The 13,869-nt window shown below is 71.3% G+C and carries 12 protein-coding genes and 1 pseudogene; 9 read left to right on the top strand and 4 right to left on the bottom strand.

Translation table 11 applies throughout. The features are described from left to right. The first annotated feature begins 34 nt into the window (after nucleotides 1-34). From BLW17_RS14835 to BLW17_RS14810, 6 genes are all read left to right on the top strand, one after another. Nucleotides 35-595: a F0F1 ATP synthase subunit delta gene (locus tag BLW17_RS14835; protein ID WP_036731649.1), complete on the top strand. Its 561-nt coding sequence runs from the start codon at nucleotides 35-37 to the stop codon at nucleotides 593-595. Further along, nucleotides 595-2,124 carry a F0F1 ATP synthase subunit alpha gene (atpA, locus tag BLW17_RS14830; RefSeq protein ID WP_036701330.1) on the top strand — a complete coding sequence of 510 codons (1,530 nt, stop codon included), beginning with the start codon at nucleotides 595-597 and terminating at the stop codon, nucleotides 2,122-2,124. Before BLW17_RS14835 ends, atpA begins: the two co-directional genes overlap by 1 nt. Nucleotides 2,125-2,134: 10 nt before the next feature. Further along, the gene (locus BLW17_RS14825; RefSeq protein WP_036701333.1) at nucleotides 2,135-3,013 is read left to right on the top strand and encodes a F0F1 ATP synthase subunit gamma; all 879 of its coding nucleotides are present in this window, start codon (nucleotides 2,135-2,137) and stop codon (nucleotides 3,011-3,013) included. Nucleotides 3,014-3,034: 21 nt separating this feature from the next. Next, complete coding sequence (atpD, locus tag BLW17_RS14820; protein WP_036701335.1) at nucleotides 3,035-4,456, top strand: F0F1 ATP synthase subunit beta; 1,422 nt, start codon at nucleotides 3,035-3,037, stop codon at nucleotides 4,454-4,456. Between the two features lie 9 nt (nucleotides 4,457-4,465). Beyond that, a complete protein-coding gene (locus BLW17_RS14815; protein WP_036701337.1) occupies nucleotides 4,466-4,915 on the top strand; it encodes a F0F1 ATP synthase subunit epsilon in 450 nt (149 codons plus the stop codon). A 117-nt stretch (nucleotides 4,916-5,032) separates the two neighbouring features. Continuing rightward, a complete protein-coding gene (locus tag BLW17_RS14810; RefSeq protein WP_231572724.1) occupies nucleotides 5,033-5,383 on the top strand; it encodes an H-type lectin domain-containing protein in 351 nt (116 codons plus the stop codon). 5 nt (nucleotides 5,384-5,388) lie between these two features. On the opposite strand, the gene BLW17_RS14805 is transcribed toward BLW17_RS14810, so the two are convergent. Together BLW17_RS14805 and BLW17_RS14800 are read right to left on the bottom strand one after the other, a co-directional pair. Further along, on the bottom strand, nucleotides 5,389-6,186 hold the full coding sequence (locus BLW17_RS14805; RefSeq protein ID WP_036731652.1) for an alpha/beta fold hydrolase: 798 nt from the start codon (nucleotides 6,184-6,186) through the stop codon (nucleotides 5,389-5,391). Between the two features lie 40 nt (nucleotides 6,187-6,226). After that, nucleotides 6,227-6,817 (bottom strand): 2-hydroxychromene-2-carboxylate isomerase, encoded by a 591-nt coding sequence (locus BLW17_RS14800; RefSeq protein ID WP_036711496.1) that lies wholly within the window; start codon nucleotides 6,815-6,817, stop codon nucleotides 6,227-6,229. Nucleotides 6,818-6,922: 105 nt separating this feature from the next. Between BLW17_RS14800 and BLW17_RS14795 the strand changes: the two genes are divergently transcribed. Continuing rightward, entirely contained in the window at nucleotides 6,923-7,942 is a 1,020-nt protein-coding gene (locus BLW17_RS14795) for a ribose-phosphate pyrophosphokinase (protein WP_036701343.1), read from the top strand. 59 nt (nucleotides 7,943-8,001) lie between these two features. Here BLW17_RS14795 and purD read toward each other — a convergent pair whose 3' ends face one another. Next, entirely contained in the window at nucleotides 8,002-9,264 is a 1,263-nt protein-coding gene (gene purD / locus BLW17_RS14790; protein ID WP_036731654.1) for a phosphoribosylamine--glycine ligase, read from the bottom strand. A gap of 434 nt (nucleotides 9,265-9,698) precedes the next feature. On the opposite strand from purD, the pseudogene xseA reads away from it, so the two are divergent. Together xseA and BLW17_RS18985 are read left to right on the top strand one after the other, a co-directional pair. Next, nucleotides 9,699-11,030: pseudogene (xseA, locus tag BLW17_RS14785) on the top strand (exodeoxyribonuclease VII large subunit); the annotation flags it as partial. An 84-nt stretch (nucleotides 11,031-11,114) separates the two neighbouring features. Continuing rightward, complete coding sequence (locus BLW17_RS18985) at nucleotides 11,115-11,642, top strand: hypothetical protein (RefSeq protein ID WP_414811507.1); 528 nt, start codon at nucleotides 11,115-11,117, stop codon at nucleotides 11,640-11,642. An 87-nt stretch (nucleotides 11,643-11,729) separates the two neighbouring features. Here the strand turns inward: BLW17_RS18985 and BLW17_RS14780 are convergent, their stop codons facing one another. After that, complete coding sequence (locus tag BLW17_RS14780) at nucleotides 11,730-13,787, bottom strand: glycosyltransferase family 2 protein (protein WP_074826982.1); 2,058 nt, start codon at nucleotides 13,785-13,787, stop codon at nucleotides 11,730-11,732. Nucleotides 13,788-13,869 lie beyond the last annotated feature (82 nt).

Below are 13,869 nucleotides of genomic sequence, written 5' to 3'. Positions count from 1 at the left end.
CCTGCGGGGCTTCGCGCAAGCCAAAGGGGTGTCCGTGGCCAACAACGCTTCGATTTCCGCCAATATCGCCGGGCGTTACGCGCAAGCCGTGTTCGACCTGGTCCGCGAGGAGGGCGCCGTCGATGCGCTCGCCGGGCAGGTCGAGAGCCTCGGCGCCGCGCTCAAGGACAGTGCCGACCTGCGCACGCTGATCAACTCGCCGCTGATCTCGCGCGGCGAGCAGGAGGCCGCGATCGGCGCCGTGGCGTCGCGCATGGGCCTCTCGCCGTTGCTGGCCAACACGCTGCGCCTGATGGCCCAGAACCGCCGCCTCTTCGCCCTGCCGCAGCTCGTCTCGCGGCTCTCGGCGCTGATCGCCGAGGCGCGGGGCGAGGTCACCGCCGAGGTCGTCTCGGCCGCGCCGCTCACCGCCGAACAGGCGCGCCGCCTGACCGAGACGCTCGCCGCGAAGTCGGGCAAGACGGTCAAGCTCGACACCCGCGTCGACGAGGGGCTGATCGGCGGAATGATTGTCAAGCTGGGCTCGCAGATGATCGACAGCTCGATCCGCTCGAAGCTCGCTTCCCTGCAGAATGTCATGAAAGAGGTCGGATAATGGGAATCCAGGCAGCCGAGATTTCGGCGATCCTCAAGGATCAGATCAAGAATTTCGGCCAGGATGCCGAGGTGGCCGAAGTCGGCCAGGTGCTGTCGGTGGGCGACGGCATCGCGCGCGTCCACGGTCTGGACAAGGTTCAGGCCGGCGAGATGGTCGAGTTCCCCGGCGGCATCCGCGGCATGGTTCTCAACCTTGAAACCGACAACGTCGGGATCGTGATCTTCGGCGACGACCGCTCGATCAAGGAAGGCGACACCGTCAAGCGCACCCGCTCGATCGTGGAGGTGCCGACCGGCAAGCCGCTGCTCGGCCGCGTCGTGGACGCGCTCGGCAACCCGATCGACGGCAAGGGCCCGCTCGAGGGCGCCGAGATGCGCCGCGCCGACGTCAAGGCGCCGGGCATCATGCCGCGCAAATCGGTGCACCAGCCGATGGCGACCGGCCTCAAGTCGGTGGACGCGATGATCCCCGTCGGCCGCGGCCAGCGCGAGCTGATCATCGGCGACCGCCAGACCGGCAAGACCGCGATCGCGCTCGACACGATCCTGAACCAGCAGAACTACAACTTCAAAGAGGGCCACCGCACCCTCTACTGCATCTACGTCGCCGTGGGGCAGAAGCGCTCGACCGTGGCGCAGCTGGTCAAGAAGCTCGAAGAGACCGGCGCGATGGCCTATACCACCGTCGTCGCCGCGACCGCCTCGGACCCCGCGCCGATGCAGTACCTCGCGCCCTATTCGGCCACCGCGATGGGCGAATACTTCCGCGACAACGGCATGGATGCGCTGATCATCTATGACGACCTGTCCAAGCAGGCCGTGGCCTACCGCCAGATGTCGCTGCTGCTGCGCCGTCCGCCGGGGCGCGAGGCCTATCCGGGCGACGTGTTCTACCTGCACTCGCGCCTGCTCGAGCGTTCGGCCAAGCTGAACGAAGAGCATGGCGGCGGCTCGCTGACCGCGCTGCCGATCATCGAGACGCAGGCGGGCGACGTGTCGGCCTACATCCCGACCAACGTGATCTCGATCACCGACGGCCAGATCTTCCTCGAGACCGACCTGTTCTTCCAGGGCATCCGCCCGGCGGTGAACACCGGCCTCTCGGTCAGCCGCGTGGGCTCGGCCGCGCAGACCAACGCGATGAAATCCGTCGCGGGCCCGGTCAAGCTCGAGCTGGCGCAGTATCGCGAGATGGCGGCCTTCGCGCAGTTCGGCTCGGACCTCGACGCGGCGACGCAGAAGCTCTTGAACCGCGGCGCGCGCCTGACCGAGCTGATGAAGCAGCCGCAGTACTCGCCGCTGACCAACGCCGAGATCGTGGCGGTCATCTACGCCGGTACCAAGGGCTACCTGGACAACGTCCCGGTGCGCGAGGTCGGCAAGTGGGAAGCCGGGCTTCTGCAGTTCATGCGCAACCAGCACGCCGACGTGCTCGACTGGCTGACGCGCGAGGACCCGAAGCTCAAGGGCGAGGCCGAGGCGCGGCTGAAAGCGGTGCTGGACGCCTACGCCAAGACCGCGGCCTGAGGAGGGGAGGATGCCCAGCCTCAAGGCTCTCAAGAACCGGATCGGCAGCGTCAAGAACACGCGCAAGATCACCAAGGCGATGCAGATGGTCGCCGCCGCCAAGCTGCGCCGCGCGCAAGAGGCGGCCGAGGCCGCGCGCCCCTATGCCGACCGCATGAGCGCGGTGATGGCGGGGCTGACCTCGGCGGCCTCGGGCGCCGAGGGCGCGCCGCGGCTGCTCGCCGGGACCGGCTCGGACCAGCGCCACCTTCTGGTGGTCCTGACCTCCGAGCGGGGTCTGGCCGGGGGCTTCAACAGCTCGATCGTCAAGCTGGCCCGCCAGCGCGCCGAAGAGCTGCTGGGCCAGGGCAAGCAGGTCGCCATCATGACCGTGGGCAAGAAGGCCCGCGAGCAGCTCAAGCGCGAGCATGGCGGGCGCTTCGTCCACCATGTCGACCTGTCCGAGGTCAAGTCGGTCGGCTACGCCAACGCGCGTGAGATCGCGGCCGAGATCCTCGACCGCTTCGACGCCGGCGACTTCGACGTGGCGACGCTGTTCTACAACCGCTTCGAGTCGGTGATCAGCCAGGTTCCGACCGCCCGCCAGATCATCCCCGCGGTGGTCGAGGAGGGTGCGGACGTCGGCGGCGCCAGCGCGCTTTACGACTACGAGCCGGGCGAAGAGGCGATCCTGACCGACCTGCTGCCGCGGTCCGTCGCCACCCAGGTGTTCGCCGCGCTGCTGGAAAACGCCGCGTCCGAGCAGGGCGCGCGGATGACCGCGATGGACAACGCGACGCGCAACGCCGGCGACATGATCGACCGCCTCACGACCGAGTACAACCGCTCGCGTCAGGCCGCGATCACCAAGGAACTCATTGAAATCATTTCGGGCGCCGAGGCGCTCTGACCGTAACGCAGGGGTAGATACATGGCAGCTACGGGCAAGATCACGCAGGTCATCGGCGCCGTCGTGGACGTGCAGTTCGACGGCGCGCTGCCGGCGATTCTGAACGCGCTGGAAACCGAGAACAACGGCAAGAAGCTGGTGCTGGAAGTGGCCCAGCACCTGGGCGAGAACACCGTCCGCGCCATCGCCATGGACGCGACCGAAGGTCTCGTGCGCGGCGCCGACGTGCGCGACACCGGCGGGCCGATCTCGGTCCCGGTCGGCGACGCGACGCTGGGGCGCATCCTCAACGTCGTGGGCGAGCCGGTGGACGACCGCGGGCCGGTCACCGCGACCGAGACCCGCGCCATCCACCAGCCGGCGCCCGAGTTCGCCGCCCAGGCAACCAGCTCGGAAATCCTCGTCACCGGCATCAAGGTCATCGACCTGCTCGCGCCCTACTCGAAGGGCGGCAAGATCGGCCTCTTCGGCGGCGCCGGCGTGGGCAAGACCGTGCTGATCATGGAGCTCATCAACAACATCGCCAAGGTGCACTCGGGCTACTCCGTGTTCGCCGGCGTGGGTGAGCGGACGCGCGAGGGCAACGACCTCTACCACGAGATGGTGGAATCGGGCGTCATCAAGGAAGACAATCTCGCGGAATCGCAGGTGGCGCTGGTCTACGGCCAGATGAACGAGCCTCCGGGGGCGCGGATGCGCGTGGCGCTGACCGGCCTGACGCTGGCCGAGCAGTTCCGCGACGCGACCGGGACCGACGTGCTTTTCTTCGTCGACAACATCTTCCGCTTCACCCAGGCGGGTTCGGAAGTGTCGGCGCTTCTCGGCCGCATCCCGTCGGCCGTGGGCTACCAGCCGACGCTGGCGACCGACATGGGCGCGATGCAGGAACGCATCACCTCGACCAAGAACGGCTCGATCACCTCGATCCAGGCCGTCTACGTGCCGGCCGACGACCTCACCGACCCGGCGCCGGCCACCACCTTCGCCCACCTCGACGCCACCACGGTGCTGTCGCGGGCGATCTCGGAACTCGGCATCTACCCGGCCGTGGACCCGCTCGACTCGAACAGCCGGATCCTCGACCCGGCCGTGGTCGGCGAAGAGCACTATGCGGTGGCCCGCGACGTGCAGGGCATCCTGCAGAAATACAAGTCGCTGCAGGACATCATCGCCATCCTCGGGATGGACGAACTGTCCGAAGAGGACAAGCTGACGGTGGCCCGGGCGCGCAAGATCCAGCGCTTCCTGTCGCAGCCCTTCGACGTGGCCAAGGTCTTCACCGGCTCGGACGGGGTGCAGGTCCCGCTCGAGGACACCATCTCGTCCTTCAAGGCGGTCGTGGCGGGTGAGTACGACCACCTGCCGGAAGCGGCCTTCTACATGGTCGGCGGCATCGAAGAGGTGAAGGCCAAGGCCCAGCGTCTCGCCGCGGACGCGGCGTAAGGGGGCACCATGGCCGACACGATGCAGTTCGACCTCGTCTCGCCCGAGCGGAGCCTCGTCTCCGTTCCGGTGCGCGAGGTTCGCCTGCCGGGCACCGACGGCGACCTGACGGCGATGCCGGGCCATGCGCCCGCCATCGTCACGCTGCGCCCCGGCATGGTCACGGTGATCGACGCGCAGGGACAGGCGACCGAGTTCGCCGTCACCGGCGGCTTCGTCGAGATCAACGGCGAGTCCGTCAGCCTGCTGGCCGAGCGTGGCCACCCGCGGGCCGAGATGACCCAGGCCATCTACAACGAGATGGTCCGCGACGCCCGCCGCGCGCACAAGTCGGCGGAAAGCCGGCGCGAGACGGTTGGCGACGAGGTCGTGGCCGCTGCCGCCAAGCTTCTGGGCGACATGGAGGCGATGGGGACGCACATCGGGCTGGACCCGAACCAGTCCACCGTCCCTGACTGATCCCGCGTCGGGTCCGCCCGACATCTTTAATGAAAATCAAGGCCCTCTCCCTGTAGCCAGGGTGGGGGCCTTTGTCATACGATCGTCGTACCCGCCCCAACGACGGATGCCGACCCCGTGCTGCGCTTCAGCCATACCGCCGTGGGCGTCCAGCAGGGCGACGAGGTGCTGTTCTCGGCCTTCGAGGACGGCGGCTCGATGTGGACGGACAACGGGCCGCGGGTCGAGCGGCTGCGGGTGACCTTCGCCGACCCCTTCCTCGGCCCGCCGGTGATCCATGTGGGCCTGTCGATGTGGGACATCGCGGTGAACACCACCCAGCGCGCCGACGTCGCGGCCGAGGCCGTCACGCCCGAGGGGTTCGAGATCGTGTTCCGCACCTGGGGCGAGACGCGCGTGGCGCGGGTCCGCGCCCGCTGGCTCGCAATCGGCCCGGCCGAGCACGTGGACGAGTTCGAGCCGGACTGACCGCCTCAGGCCCGGTCGAGGTTGACCGCCACCAGCCCCGCCACCTCGGCCGGGTGCGTCAGCGGCACCATGTGCCCCGCGCCCGGCACCACCGCCACGCCCACGTCCGGCAGCCGCGCCGCCAGCGCCTCGAGGATGGGCGCCATCACCGGCGCCGACGCCGCGCCGCGGATCAGCATCACCGGCACAGCCAGCGCCTCGAGCCCGCCGGGCGCGAGGATGCCGCCGCGGTCGTTGTAAAGATCGCCCATGGTGTCGAGCACCCCTGCCATCTGCGCCACCATCTGGGCCTGCGCCGGGGCGGGCAGGCCGGTCAGGTCGGGCCCGTTCCAGTAGCGCAGGAAGGCCGCGGTCGATCCCGCCCGGTCCCCAGCGGTCTCCATCTGCTCAAGCCGGGGCAGCAGCCCGCCAGGATCGCGCTCCGGGGCGGGCAGGGCGGCGAACAGCACCGGCTCGATCAGCGTCAGGCTGCGCACCCGCGCGGGCGCGTGAAGCGCCAGCCGCAGCGCGGCCACGGCGCCGAAGCTGTGCCCGATCAGGTCGATCCGCCCGTCCCCCGCTCGCGCCGCAAGCGTCTCGGCCAGCGGTCGCGCCAGTCTGAGCGTCGCATCGGCAAAGCTCTCACCGCCCGCCTGCCACGCCGGGCCGCGACCGTGCAGGGGCAGGTCCGGCGCGGTCACGTCGATCCGGCCCCCCAGCCGCTCGACCACCGCGCCCCAGGACGCCGCGCTGCCCATCATGCAGTGCAACGCCAGCGCCGGGCGCGCGGGGTCGCCCGGGAAATGCCGCAGGCCCGCCGTCATGCCCGCCCCCGGCGCGCGCCCGTCACGCGATAGCCGAAGCTCACAGCGTCGCCAGATGCCGGTCGAGGTAGTCGAGCCGGTCCTGCCCCCAGAACATCTCGCCGCTCTCGGCGACGATGTAGAAGGGCGAGCCGAACACCCCCGCGGCCACCGCCCGCTCGAGGTTCCGGCCGTAGATCTCGGCCCCGGTGAACAGCCCGCGGTCGGCGATGGCCGGATCATGCCCGGTCGCCGCCAGCACGTCGCGGATCACCGCGTCGTCGGCCACGTCCCGCCCCTCGACGAAGCGGGCGGCGAGGAGGCCCTGCACCAGCGTGCCCACGTCCGCGCCGCCCTCCTGCGCGGCAATCACCGCGTAGGACGAGGGCGCCATGTTGGTCATCGGCACGTCCAGCCGGATCGGCATCCCCAGATGCGCCGCCACCCGCGGCAGGTCCTGGTTGCGATAGGCGAGCCGCGCCGGGTGGCGGTCCTGCGGCCGCTGCCCCCCGGTGCGGTCGAAGAGCTGCATCATGTCGAGCGGCCGATAGGTGATGCTGGCCCCGTGCCGCGCGGCGATCTGTTCCAGCCGGTCGCCGGCCAGATAGGCCCAGGGGCTGATGGTGCTGAAGTAATAGTCGATCGCGGCCATGCGCCGGGCCCCCTCTCGCCGGTTTGCCGAGACGCTAGCGCGGTGCTAATCGGGGCGCAATCGGGCGATTCCCGCCCCCTCACGTCCTGCGCCCGAGGAAACCCCATGCCCGCCATGACCGAACCCAAGCTGATCGCCGGCAACGCCAACCGCCCGCTCGCCACCGCCATCGCAAGGCGGATGTCGATGCACCGGGGGATGAACGTGGCGCTGGTCGATGCGCGGGTCGAGCGGTTCAACGACCAGGAAATCTTCGTCGAGGTCTACGAGAACGTCCGCGGCGAGGACATGTACATCATCCAGCCGACCTCGAACCCGGCCAACGACAACCTGATGGAGCTGCTGATCATGGCCGACGCGCTGCGCCGGTCGTCGGCCAACCGGATCACCGCGGTGATCCCCTATTTCGGCTATGCGCGGCAGGACCGGCGGGCCAAGGCGCGCACCCCGATCTCGGCCAAGCTGGTGGCGAACCTGTTGACCGAGGCGGGGGTGGACCGCATCCTGACGCTCGACCTGCACGCCGCCCAGATCCAGGGGTTCTTCGACATCCCAGTGGACAATCTCTATGCGGCGCCGGTGTTTGCGCTCGATATCCTCCACCAGTTCAAGGGCCGGTCGGACGACCTGATGGTCGTCTCGCCGGACGTGGGCGGGGTGGCGCGGGCGCGCGAGATCGCCACCCGGATCAACGCGCCGATGGCGATCGTGGACAAGCGGCGCGAGAAGGCGGGGGAGATCGCCGACATGACCGTGATCGGTGAGGTGACGGGCAAGACCTGCATCATCGTCGACGACATCTGCGACACCGCCGGCACGCTGGTGAAGGCCGCGCAGCTGCTCGTGGACCACGGCGCGCGCGAGGTTCACGCCTACATCACCCACGGCGTCCTGTCGGGTCCGGCGGTCGAGCGGATCGAGACCTCGGTGATGAAGTCGCTGGTCATCACCGACTCGATCGGCCAGCCCGAGCCGGTCAAGACCGCCCGCAACATTCGCATCGTTCCGACCGCGCCGCTGTTTGCGCAGGCGATCATGTCGATCTGGAACGGCACCTCGGTGTCCTCGCTGTTTGAGCTCGACACGCTGCAGCCGGTCTATGAGGGGATGTACACCTCGGTCTGAGCCGTCCGCGCCGCGTCCCGGGCAAGCCGGGCGCGGTCATCAAGTGCGGCGGCCGCCCCTCAGAGCGCCCGCCAGCCGATGTCGCGGCGATAGAACCCCTCGGGCCAGTCCACCGCATCGGCGAGCGCATAGGCGCGCGCCTGCGCCTCGGCCAGCGTGGCGCCGCGGCCCGTCGCGTTCAGCACCCGGCCGCCGTTGGCCACGACCCGGCCCTCCTGCGTGGCGGTGCCGGCGTGAAACAGCATCTGCGTCGCGGTCTCGGGCAGACCGTCCAGCCCGCCGATGACGCCGCCCTTGCGGGTGTCGCCGGGATAGCCCTCGGCCGCCAGCACCACGGTCAGCGCGTGGTCGTCGGCCCAGTTCACGGTCATCTCGGCCAGCCGCCCCTCGGCGCAGGCGTGCACGAGGTCGAGCGCCTGCGCCCCGAGCCGCATCATCAGCACCTGGCACTCGGGGTCGCCGAAGCGGACGTTGTATTCGACGAGCCGCGCCCGGCCGTCCTCGATCATCAGCCCCGCATAGAGCACCCCCTGGAAGGGCGTGCCGCGCCGCGCCATCTCGGCGATGGTGGGCTTCACGATCTCGGCCATCACCCGCGCCTGCAGCGCCTCGGTCAGGACCGGGGCAGGGGAATAGGCCCCCATGCCGCCGGTGTTCGGCCCGGTGTCGCCCTCGCCCACGCGCTTGTGGTCCTGCGCGGAGCCGATCGGCAGGCAGGTCGCGCCGTCGCAGAGGACAAAGAAGCTCGCCTCCTCGCCCGCCATGAACTCCTCGATGACGAGCTCGGTCCCGGCGTCACCGAAGGCCCCGCCGAAGGCGGCGTCGATGGCGGTCAGGGCCTCGGCCTCGGTCATCGCCACGGTCACGCCCTTGCCGCCCGCGAGCCCGTCGGCCTTGACGACGATCGGCGCGCCGCGCGCGGCCACATGGGCGCGGGCGGCGGCCGCGTCGGTGAAGCGCGCCCAGCCCGCGGTCGGGGCGCCGCAGGCGTCGCAGATTTCCTTGGTGAAGGCCTTCGACGCCTCGAGCCGCGCAGCCTCGCGCGAGGGGCCGAACACCGCGATCCCGGCGGCGCGGAGGCTGTCGGCGACGCCACTGGCCAGCGGCGCCTCGGGGCCGATCACCACGAGGTCGATGGCCTGCTCTTCGCAGAACCCGACCACGGCGGCGCCGTCGGTGATCTCGAGCGCCGCGCAGCGGGCGATGGCGGCGATCCCGGCGTTGCCCGGCGCGACGATCAGCCGGTCGCATTTCGGGTTCTGCCGGAACGCCCAGGCGAGCGCGTGTTCGCGGCCCCCGCCGCCGAGAATGAGGATGTTCATCGCCGCCCCTTCGCCCTCTCTCCGCCCCGGCGGGGGCGGGCCTCAGCGCCCGACCGCCCGCGCGCCGCTGTTGGGTTGGGGCTTTAGGCCGCGACGGGGGGGCGGGCAAGGGGCGCGGGCTGGCGTGGGCGGTCGGGGCTTCCTCGTGTTGCGGGACGGGCAATGGCGTGGGTCGCGCGCTATCGGCACCAAGCCGCGTGTGTGCCACGTTGATCGTGAATGACGTTGCCCACGCGCCTGCTGAAAGGGGAGCAGGTCTCAAGGCTGATGAGGACACTGAACACGCCGCTTATGGCTGCGGCACACGCCTGTCGCCGCCGAGCCGCCACCGCATGTCCTTCCAACCCCGTCGTCAGCCAAACCACTCAAAACCCCCCGGCGCCCCACACGATCCGCGCTTGAACCCCGCCCCCGGCTGGGCGACACCCGAACCCATGGAGCTTTTCGACGACCCCTCGGCCGACGCCCCGTCCGGCAACGCCCCGACCCTCTCCGTCTCGGAACTCTCCGGCGCGATCCGCCGGGTGGTAGAGGGTGAGTTCGGCCGCGTGCGCGTGCGGGGCGAGGTCGGGCGGGTCTCGCGCCCGTCCTCGGGGCATCTCTACTTCGACCTCAAGGACGACCGCGCGGTGCTGGCCGCGGTGTGCTGGCGCGACAACGCCTGCCGCCTGCCGCATCGCCCGGAAGAGGGGCTCGAGGTCATCGCCACGGGCCGCCTCACGACGTTTCCGGGCCAGTCGCGCTATCAGCTGCTGGTCGAGCAGATCGAGCCCGCGGGCCTCGGCGCGCTCATGGCCATGCTCGAGCAGCGCCGGCGGGCGCTGGCCGCCGAGGGGCTCTTCGAAGCCGCCCGCAAGCGGCCGATCCCGTTCCTGCCCGGGGTGATCGCGGTGGTCACCTCGCCCTCGGGAGCGGTGATCCGCGACATCCTGCACCGGCTGCGCGACCGCTTTCCCAGCCGCGTGCTGATCTGGCCGGTGGCGGTGCAGGGCGCGCAGTCCGCGCCGCAGGTCGCGCAGGCCATCGCGGCGCTGAACGCCCTGCCTGTGGAGGGCGCGATCGCGCGGCCCGACCTGATCATCGTGGCGCGGGGCGGCGGCTCGGTCGAGGACCTGTGGGGCTTCAACGAAGAGGCCGTGGTGCGCGCCGTGGCGGCGGGCACCATTCCCCTGATCTCGGCGGTCGGGCATGAAACCGACACCACGCTGATCGACCATGCCGCCGACCTGCGCGCCCCCACGCCCACCGCGGCCGCCGAAATGGCGGTGCCGGTGCTGGCCGAACTGGGCGCGCGCATCGCCGACAGCCAGAGCCGGCTCTGGCGCTCGGCCCGGGCGCGGATCGAGCGGCCGGCGCAGCGCCTCGCCGATCTGGGCCGGCTGCTCGGGCGCCCGCAGGCGATGACCGATCCGGCGCGGCAGCGGCTCGACCTGACCGGGCCGCGGCTCGAGCCGGTGCTGCGCGGCTTTGTCCGGGCGCGGCGGCGCGAGGCCGAGGCGCTCGACCTGCCGCTTTTCGCGCTGCGCAGCTTCATGGCCGACCGGCGGACGGTCCTGGGCCGCGCCGGCAGCGATCTCGACCGGGCGGCGCGGCAGCATCACGCGCGGCTGCGGGCCGAACTGCCCATGCCGCGCCCCGCCGCCGTGCAGCTTGCCCGCGTGGCCGCCGCCCGGCGCCTCGCCGCCGCGGACGGTCGCCTCGCCCCCGCGCTGGCGCGACGGACCGAGGCGCCGGCGCGGCGCCTCGACGAGCTGAGCGCACGCCTGCCCCGCGCCCTGGCCCGTCGGCAGGACGATCCGCAGCGGCGGCTGGCTGCGCTGGCTCAGCGCCTGACCGCCGCCCGGACGCGAATGCAGGCCGACGCCCGCCGCAAGGTCGCCGCGGACCGCACGGGCTACACGGCGCTCGAGCGGCGGCTGGCGGTCCTTGGGGACGCGCTCATCACCGAGCGGCGCGCCGCGCTCGCGCGTCTCGACCGGCTGCGCCAGACGCTGGGGCACACCGAAACCCTGCGCCGGGGTTTCGTCATCGTGCACGGGCCTCATGGACTCGTCGTGTCGGCCGACGCGGCGGCCCGCGCTGCCGCGCTGGCGCTCGAGTTCCACGATGGCGCCTTGCCCGTCACGCCGAGCGGTCCCGTGCGGCCGGCATCGGGCGGCGGTCCGGCGTGGGGTGAGGGTGACGTCGCGCGGACCGATCGAACCTCGGCCGACACTGGGGCAGGCGCTCAAGCTGAACCGCTGGTCACCGATCCTGCCCCGCAGCCCCCGTCTGAGCCTCCAGGCGAGACAGCTACGAAAAAACCGCCCCGCCCTCGGGCGCGGCGACGGCCGAAGGGCGAGGACCCGGACAGCGACCCGCAGGGCTCGTTCTTCTAACGCAGAGGCTCAGGGAAACTTCTATCTTCGGAGCTCAAGCAACCGGTCCAAACGGATAGCCTGCCGCCGCCAACCCGTCGCAAGCCCCTAGCCGATGCTCCCGTGCACTGGAGCGGGCACGGGTGCCCCGGCCGCAGCGGCGCATCCTCCGCCGTCGGCCGCCACCGGGATCAGCGCGCTCTCGGGCATCGCCGCTTCTGCCGAGGCCATCACGTCAGCGCTATGATCGAACACCCCGTGGGTGGTCTTGTCCCAGTAGAAGGGCTTCACCACGATTTCGTAGGCCGCCTTCCACGCCGCGAGGCAGGCGAGCGGGAAATAGGCGTAGAGGCTCGGCGCCCAGATCATCAGCCCGGGGTGGGTGCGGCGTACCGACCAGGCGGCGACGACCGCGTTCAGCGCCTCCGAGACCAGGAAGAGCCCGATCACAGCCGAGCCGAGCCAGCCGCCGGCCATGGGCGACAACGGATGGCCGAACCCCAGGGTGAGCAGCCAGAAGCTCCACAGCACCGGGGCGAGCAGGAATTGCTGGACGGTGGCGAACATCTGCAGGTGAAAGCCCAGCATCCGCATCGGCCCGATCTCGCGCCACAGCCGCCGGGGCGCGCGCATGTGCACCCCCCAGGTCATCGCGAATCCCTTGAGCCAGCGCGAGCGCTGCTTGACCCACGGCACGGCGCGGCAGTTCGCCTCTTCGTGGGTGGTGGTCGCGACGATCTCGGTCCGGTAGCCGAGCCGGGCGAGGCGCACGCCCAGATCGGCGTCCTCGGTGACGTTCCAGCCGTCCCAACCCCCGGCGTGCTCGAGCGCCGCGCGGCGGATGAAGAAGGTGGTCCCGCCCAAGGGCACCACCAGCCCCATCCGCGCCATCCCCGGCAGGACGCCGCGGAACCAGGCCGAATATTCCAGCGTGAAGCACCGCGCGAGCCAGTTGGTGCGCGGATTGTAGAAATCGAGCGCGCCCTGCACGCAGGCGACCTCGGGGGCGGCGAAATGCAGGTGCCGTGCCACGCGGTGCAGCTGGTCGGGCTCGGGCCGGTCCTCGGCGTCCCAGACCCCGATGATGCTGCCGCGGCAGAAATGCAGCGCATAGTTCAGCGCCCGCGGCTTGGTGCGGATCGGGCCGTCGGGGACGGTGACGACCCGCATCCAGGCCGGAAGCCGCACCCCGGACAGCGCGGCGCGGGTCACGTGGTCGGTCTCTTCGACGACCAGCAGGATGTCGGTCAGCTCGCGCGGATAGCTGAGCCGCGACAGCCGCGCCACGAGCCGGTCGGCGATGTCGGCCTCGCGGAACATCGGCACCATGACCGAGATGACGGGCAGCCGCGCCTCCATCTCGGCATCCGGGCGGGGTGGTGCCGCGGCCTCCCCGCGCAGCGTGGCGCGGAACGCGAGCGCTTTGAGGATCGTGGTCGCGCCCAGCGTCAGGATGGCGAGGCCGCTGACCACCACCAGCACCGCCGTCGGCGCCAGCCACAGCCCGGCCGCGAGGCCGGCCATCAGGGTGAGCAGCAGCGCCCCTAGCCGGGCCTCGTTGCGGGTCCGGCAGCTCAGCTCGGGCGCGACGCAGCATTCGGCCTCGCGGATCAGGGCTGTGCGGCGCAGCGAGACCAGTGCCTGGGTGGCCTCGGACTCGGCGCAAAGCAGCATGCGGACGGGGCCGAACCGCGCCTCGAGCCGCGGCCGGAGCGCCGCGAACGCCTCGGGGCGGGCGGTCGCGACGAAAGTCACCCCGCCGGTGCGGCGCCACGGCACAACCGCCTGCGACAGGCACCACTCGGGCCCCGCCTGGTCGATCAGCCGTGCATCGGGCGGCAGCGCCACGAGGTCGATCACCGTCGTCCGCCACTGGCGCGAGAGCGCCCGGGCGAGCGCCACATCGGTGACCCAGCCATGCGCCAGCAGCACCTCGCCCAGCCGCGCCGATTCGCGGCGTTGCATGACCAGCGCCTTGAGCAGGTTGCCGGGCTCGACCGCGCCGTCGTCGATGAGGATCTGCCCGAGCGCCCGCGGATCGCGGCCGTCCGGCACGGGGGCAGGGCGGTCGCCGGCGCGGGCGGCGCGCGGGCGGAACGGGACGACCCCCGGCGCCGGGGCCTCGTCCGGGGCGGGGACGGGGCGGCGAATCGGTGTGACGTTCATCGGGCACCTCGCGCGGCGGTTGCCCGATCTACATGGCGCGAAAGACTTAAGCCGTGGTTAACGCCCGCGGCGCGCCGCGGCT

The organism is Paracoccus sanguinis (genome assembly GCF_900106665.1).
GTDB classification, from domain to species: domain Bacteria; phylum Pseudomonadota; class Alphaproteobacteria; order Rhodobacterales; family Rhodobacteraceae; genus Paracoccus; species Paracoccus panacisoli.
Note: the sequence above shows the minus strand (reverse complement) of the source record. Positions and strands in the feature narration are given on the sequence as shown.

What these genes read in the sequence shown, in the direction of transcription:
- BLW17_RS14825 (WP_036701333.1), top strand. Translation starts at nt 2,135, where the DNA reads ATGCCCAGCCTCAAGGCTCTCAAGAACCGGATCGGCAGCGTCAAGAAC.
- BLW17_RS14795 (WP_036701343.1), top strand. Translation starts at nt 6,923, where the DNA reads ATGCCCGCCATGACCGAACCCAAGCTGATCGCCGGCAACGCCAACCGC.
- BLW17_RS14815 (WP_036701337.1), top strand. Translation starts at nt 4,466, where the DNA reads ATGGCCGACACGATGCAGTTCGACCTCGTCTCGCCCGAGCGGAGCCTC.
- purD (WP_036731654.1), bottom strand. Translation starts at nt 9,264, where the DNA reads ATGAACATCCTCATTCTCGGCGGCGGGGGCCGCGAACACGCGCTCGCC.
- atpD (WP_036701335.1), top strand. Translation starts at nt 3,035, where the DNA reads ATGGCAGCTACGGGCAAGATCACGCAGGTCATCGGCGCCGTCGTGGAC.
- BLW17_RS18985 (WP_414811507.1), top strand. Translation starts at nt 11,115, where the DNA reads ATGCAGGCCGACGCCCGCCGCAAGGTCGCCGCGGACCGCACGGGCTAC.
- atpA (WP_036701330.1), top strand. Translation starts at nt 595, where the DNA reads ATGGGAATCCAGGCAGCCGAGATTTCGGCGATCCTCAAGGATCAGATC.
- BLW17_RS14800 (WP_036711496.1), bottom strand. Translation starts at nt 6,817, where the DNA reads ATGGCCGCGATCGACTATTACTTCAGCACCATCAGCCCCTGGGCCTAT.
- BLW17_RS14780 (WP_074826982.1), bottom strand. Translation starts at nt 13,787, where the DNA reads ATGAACGTCACACCGATTCGCCGCCCCGTCCCCGCCCCGGACGAGGCC.
- BLW17_RS14805 (WP_036731652.1), bottom strand. Translation starts at nt 6,186, where the DNA reads ATGACGGCGGGCCTGCGGCATTTCCCGGGCGACCCCGCGCGCCCGGCG.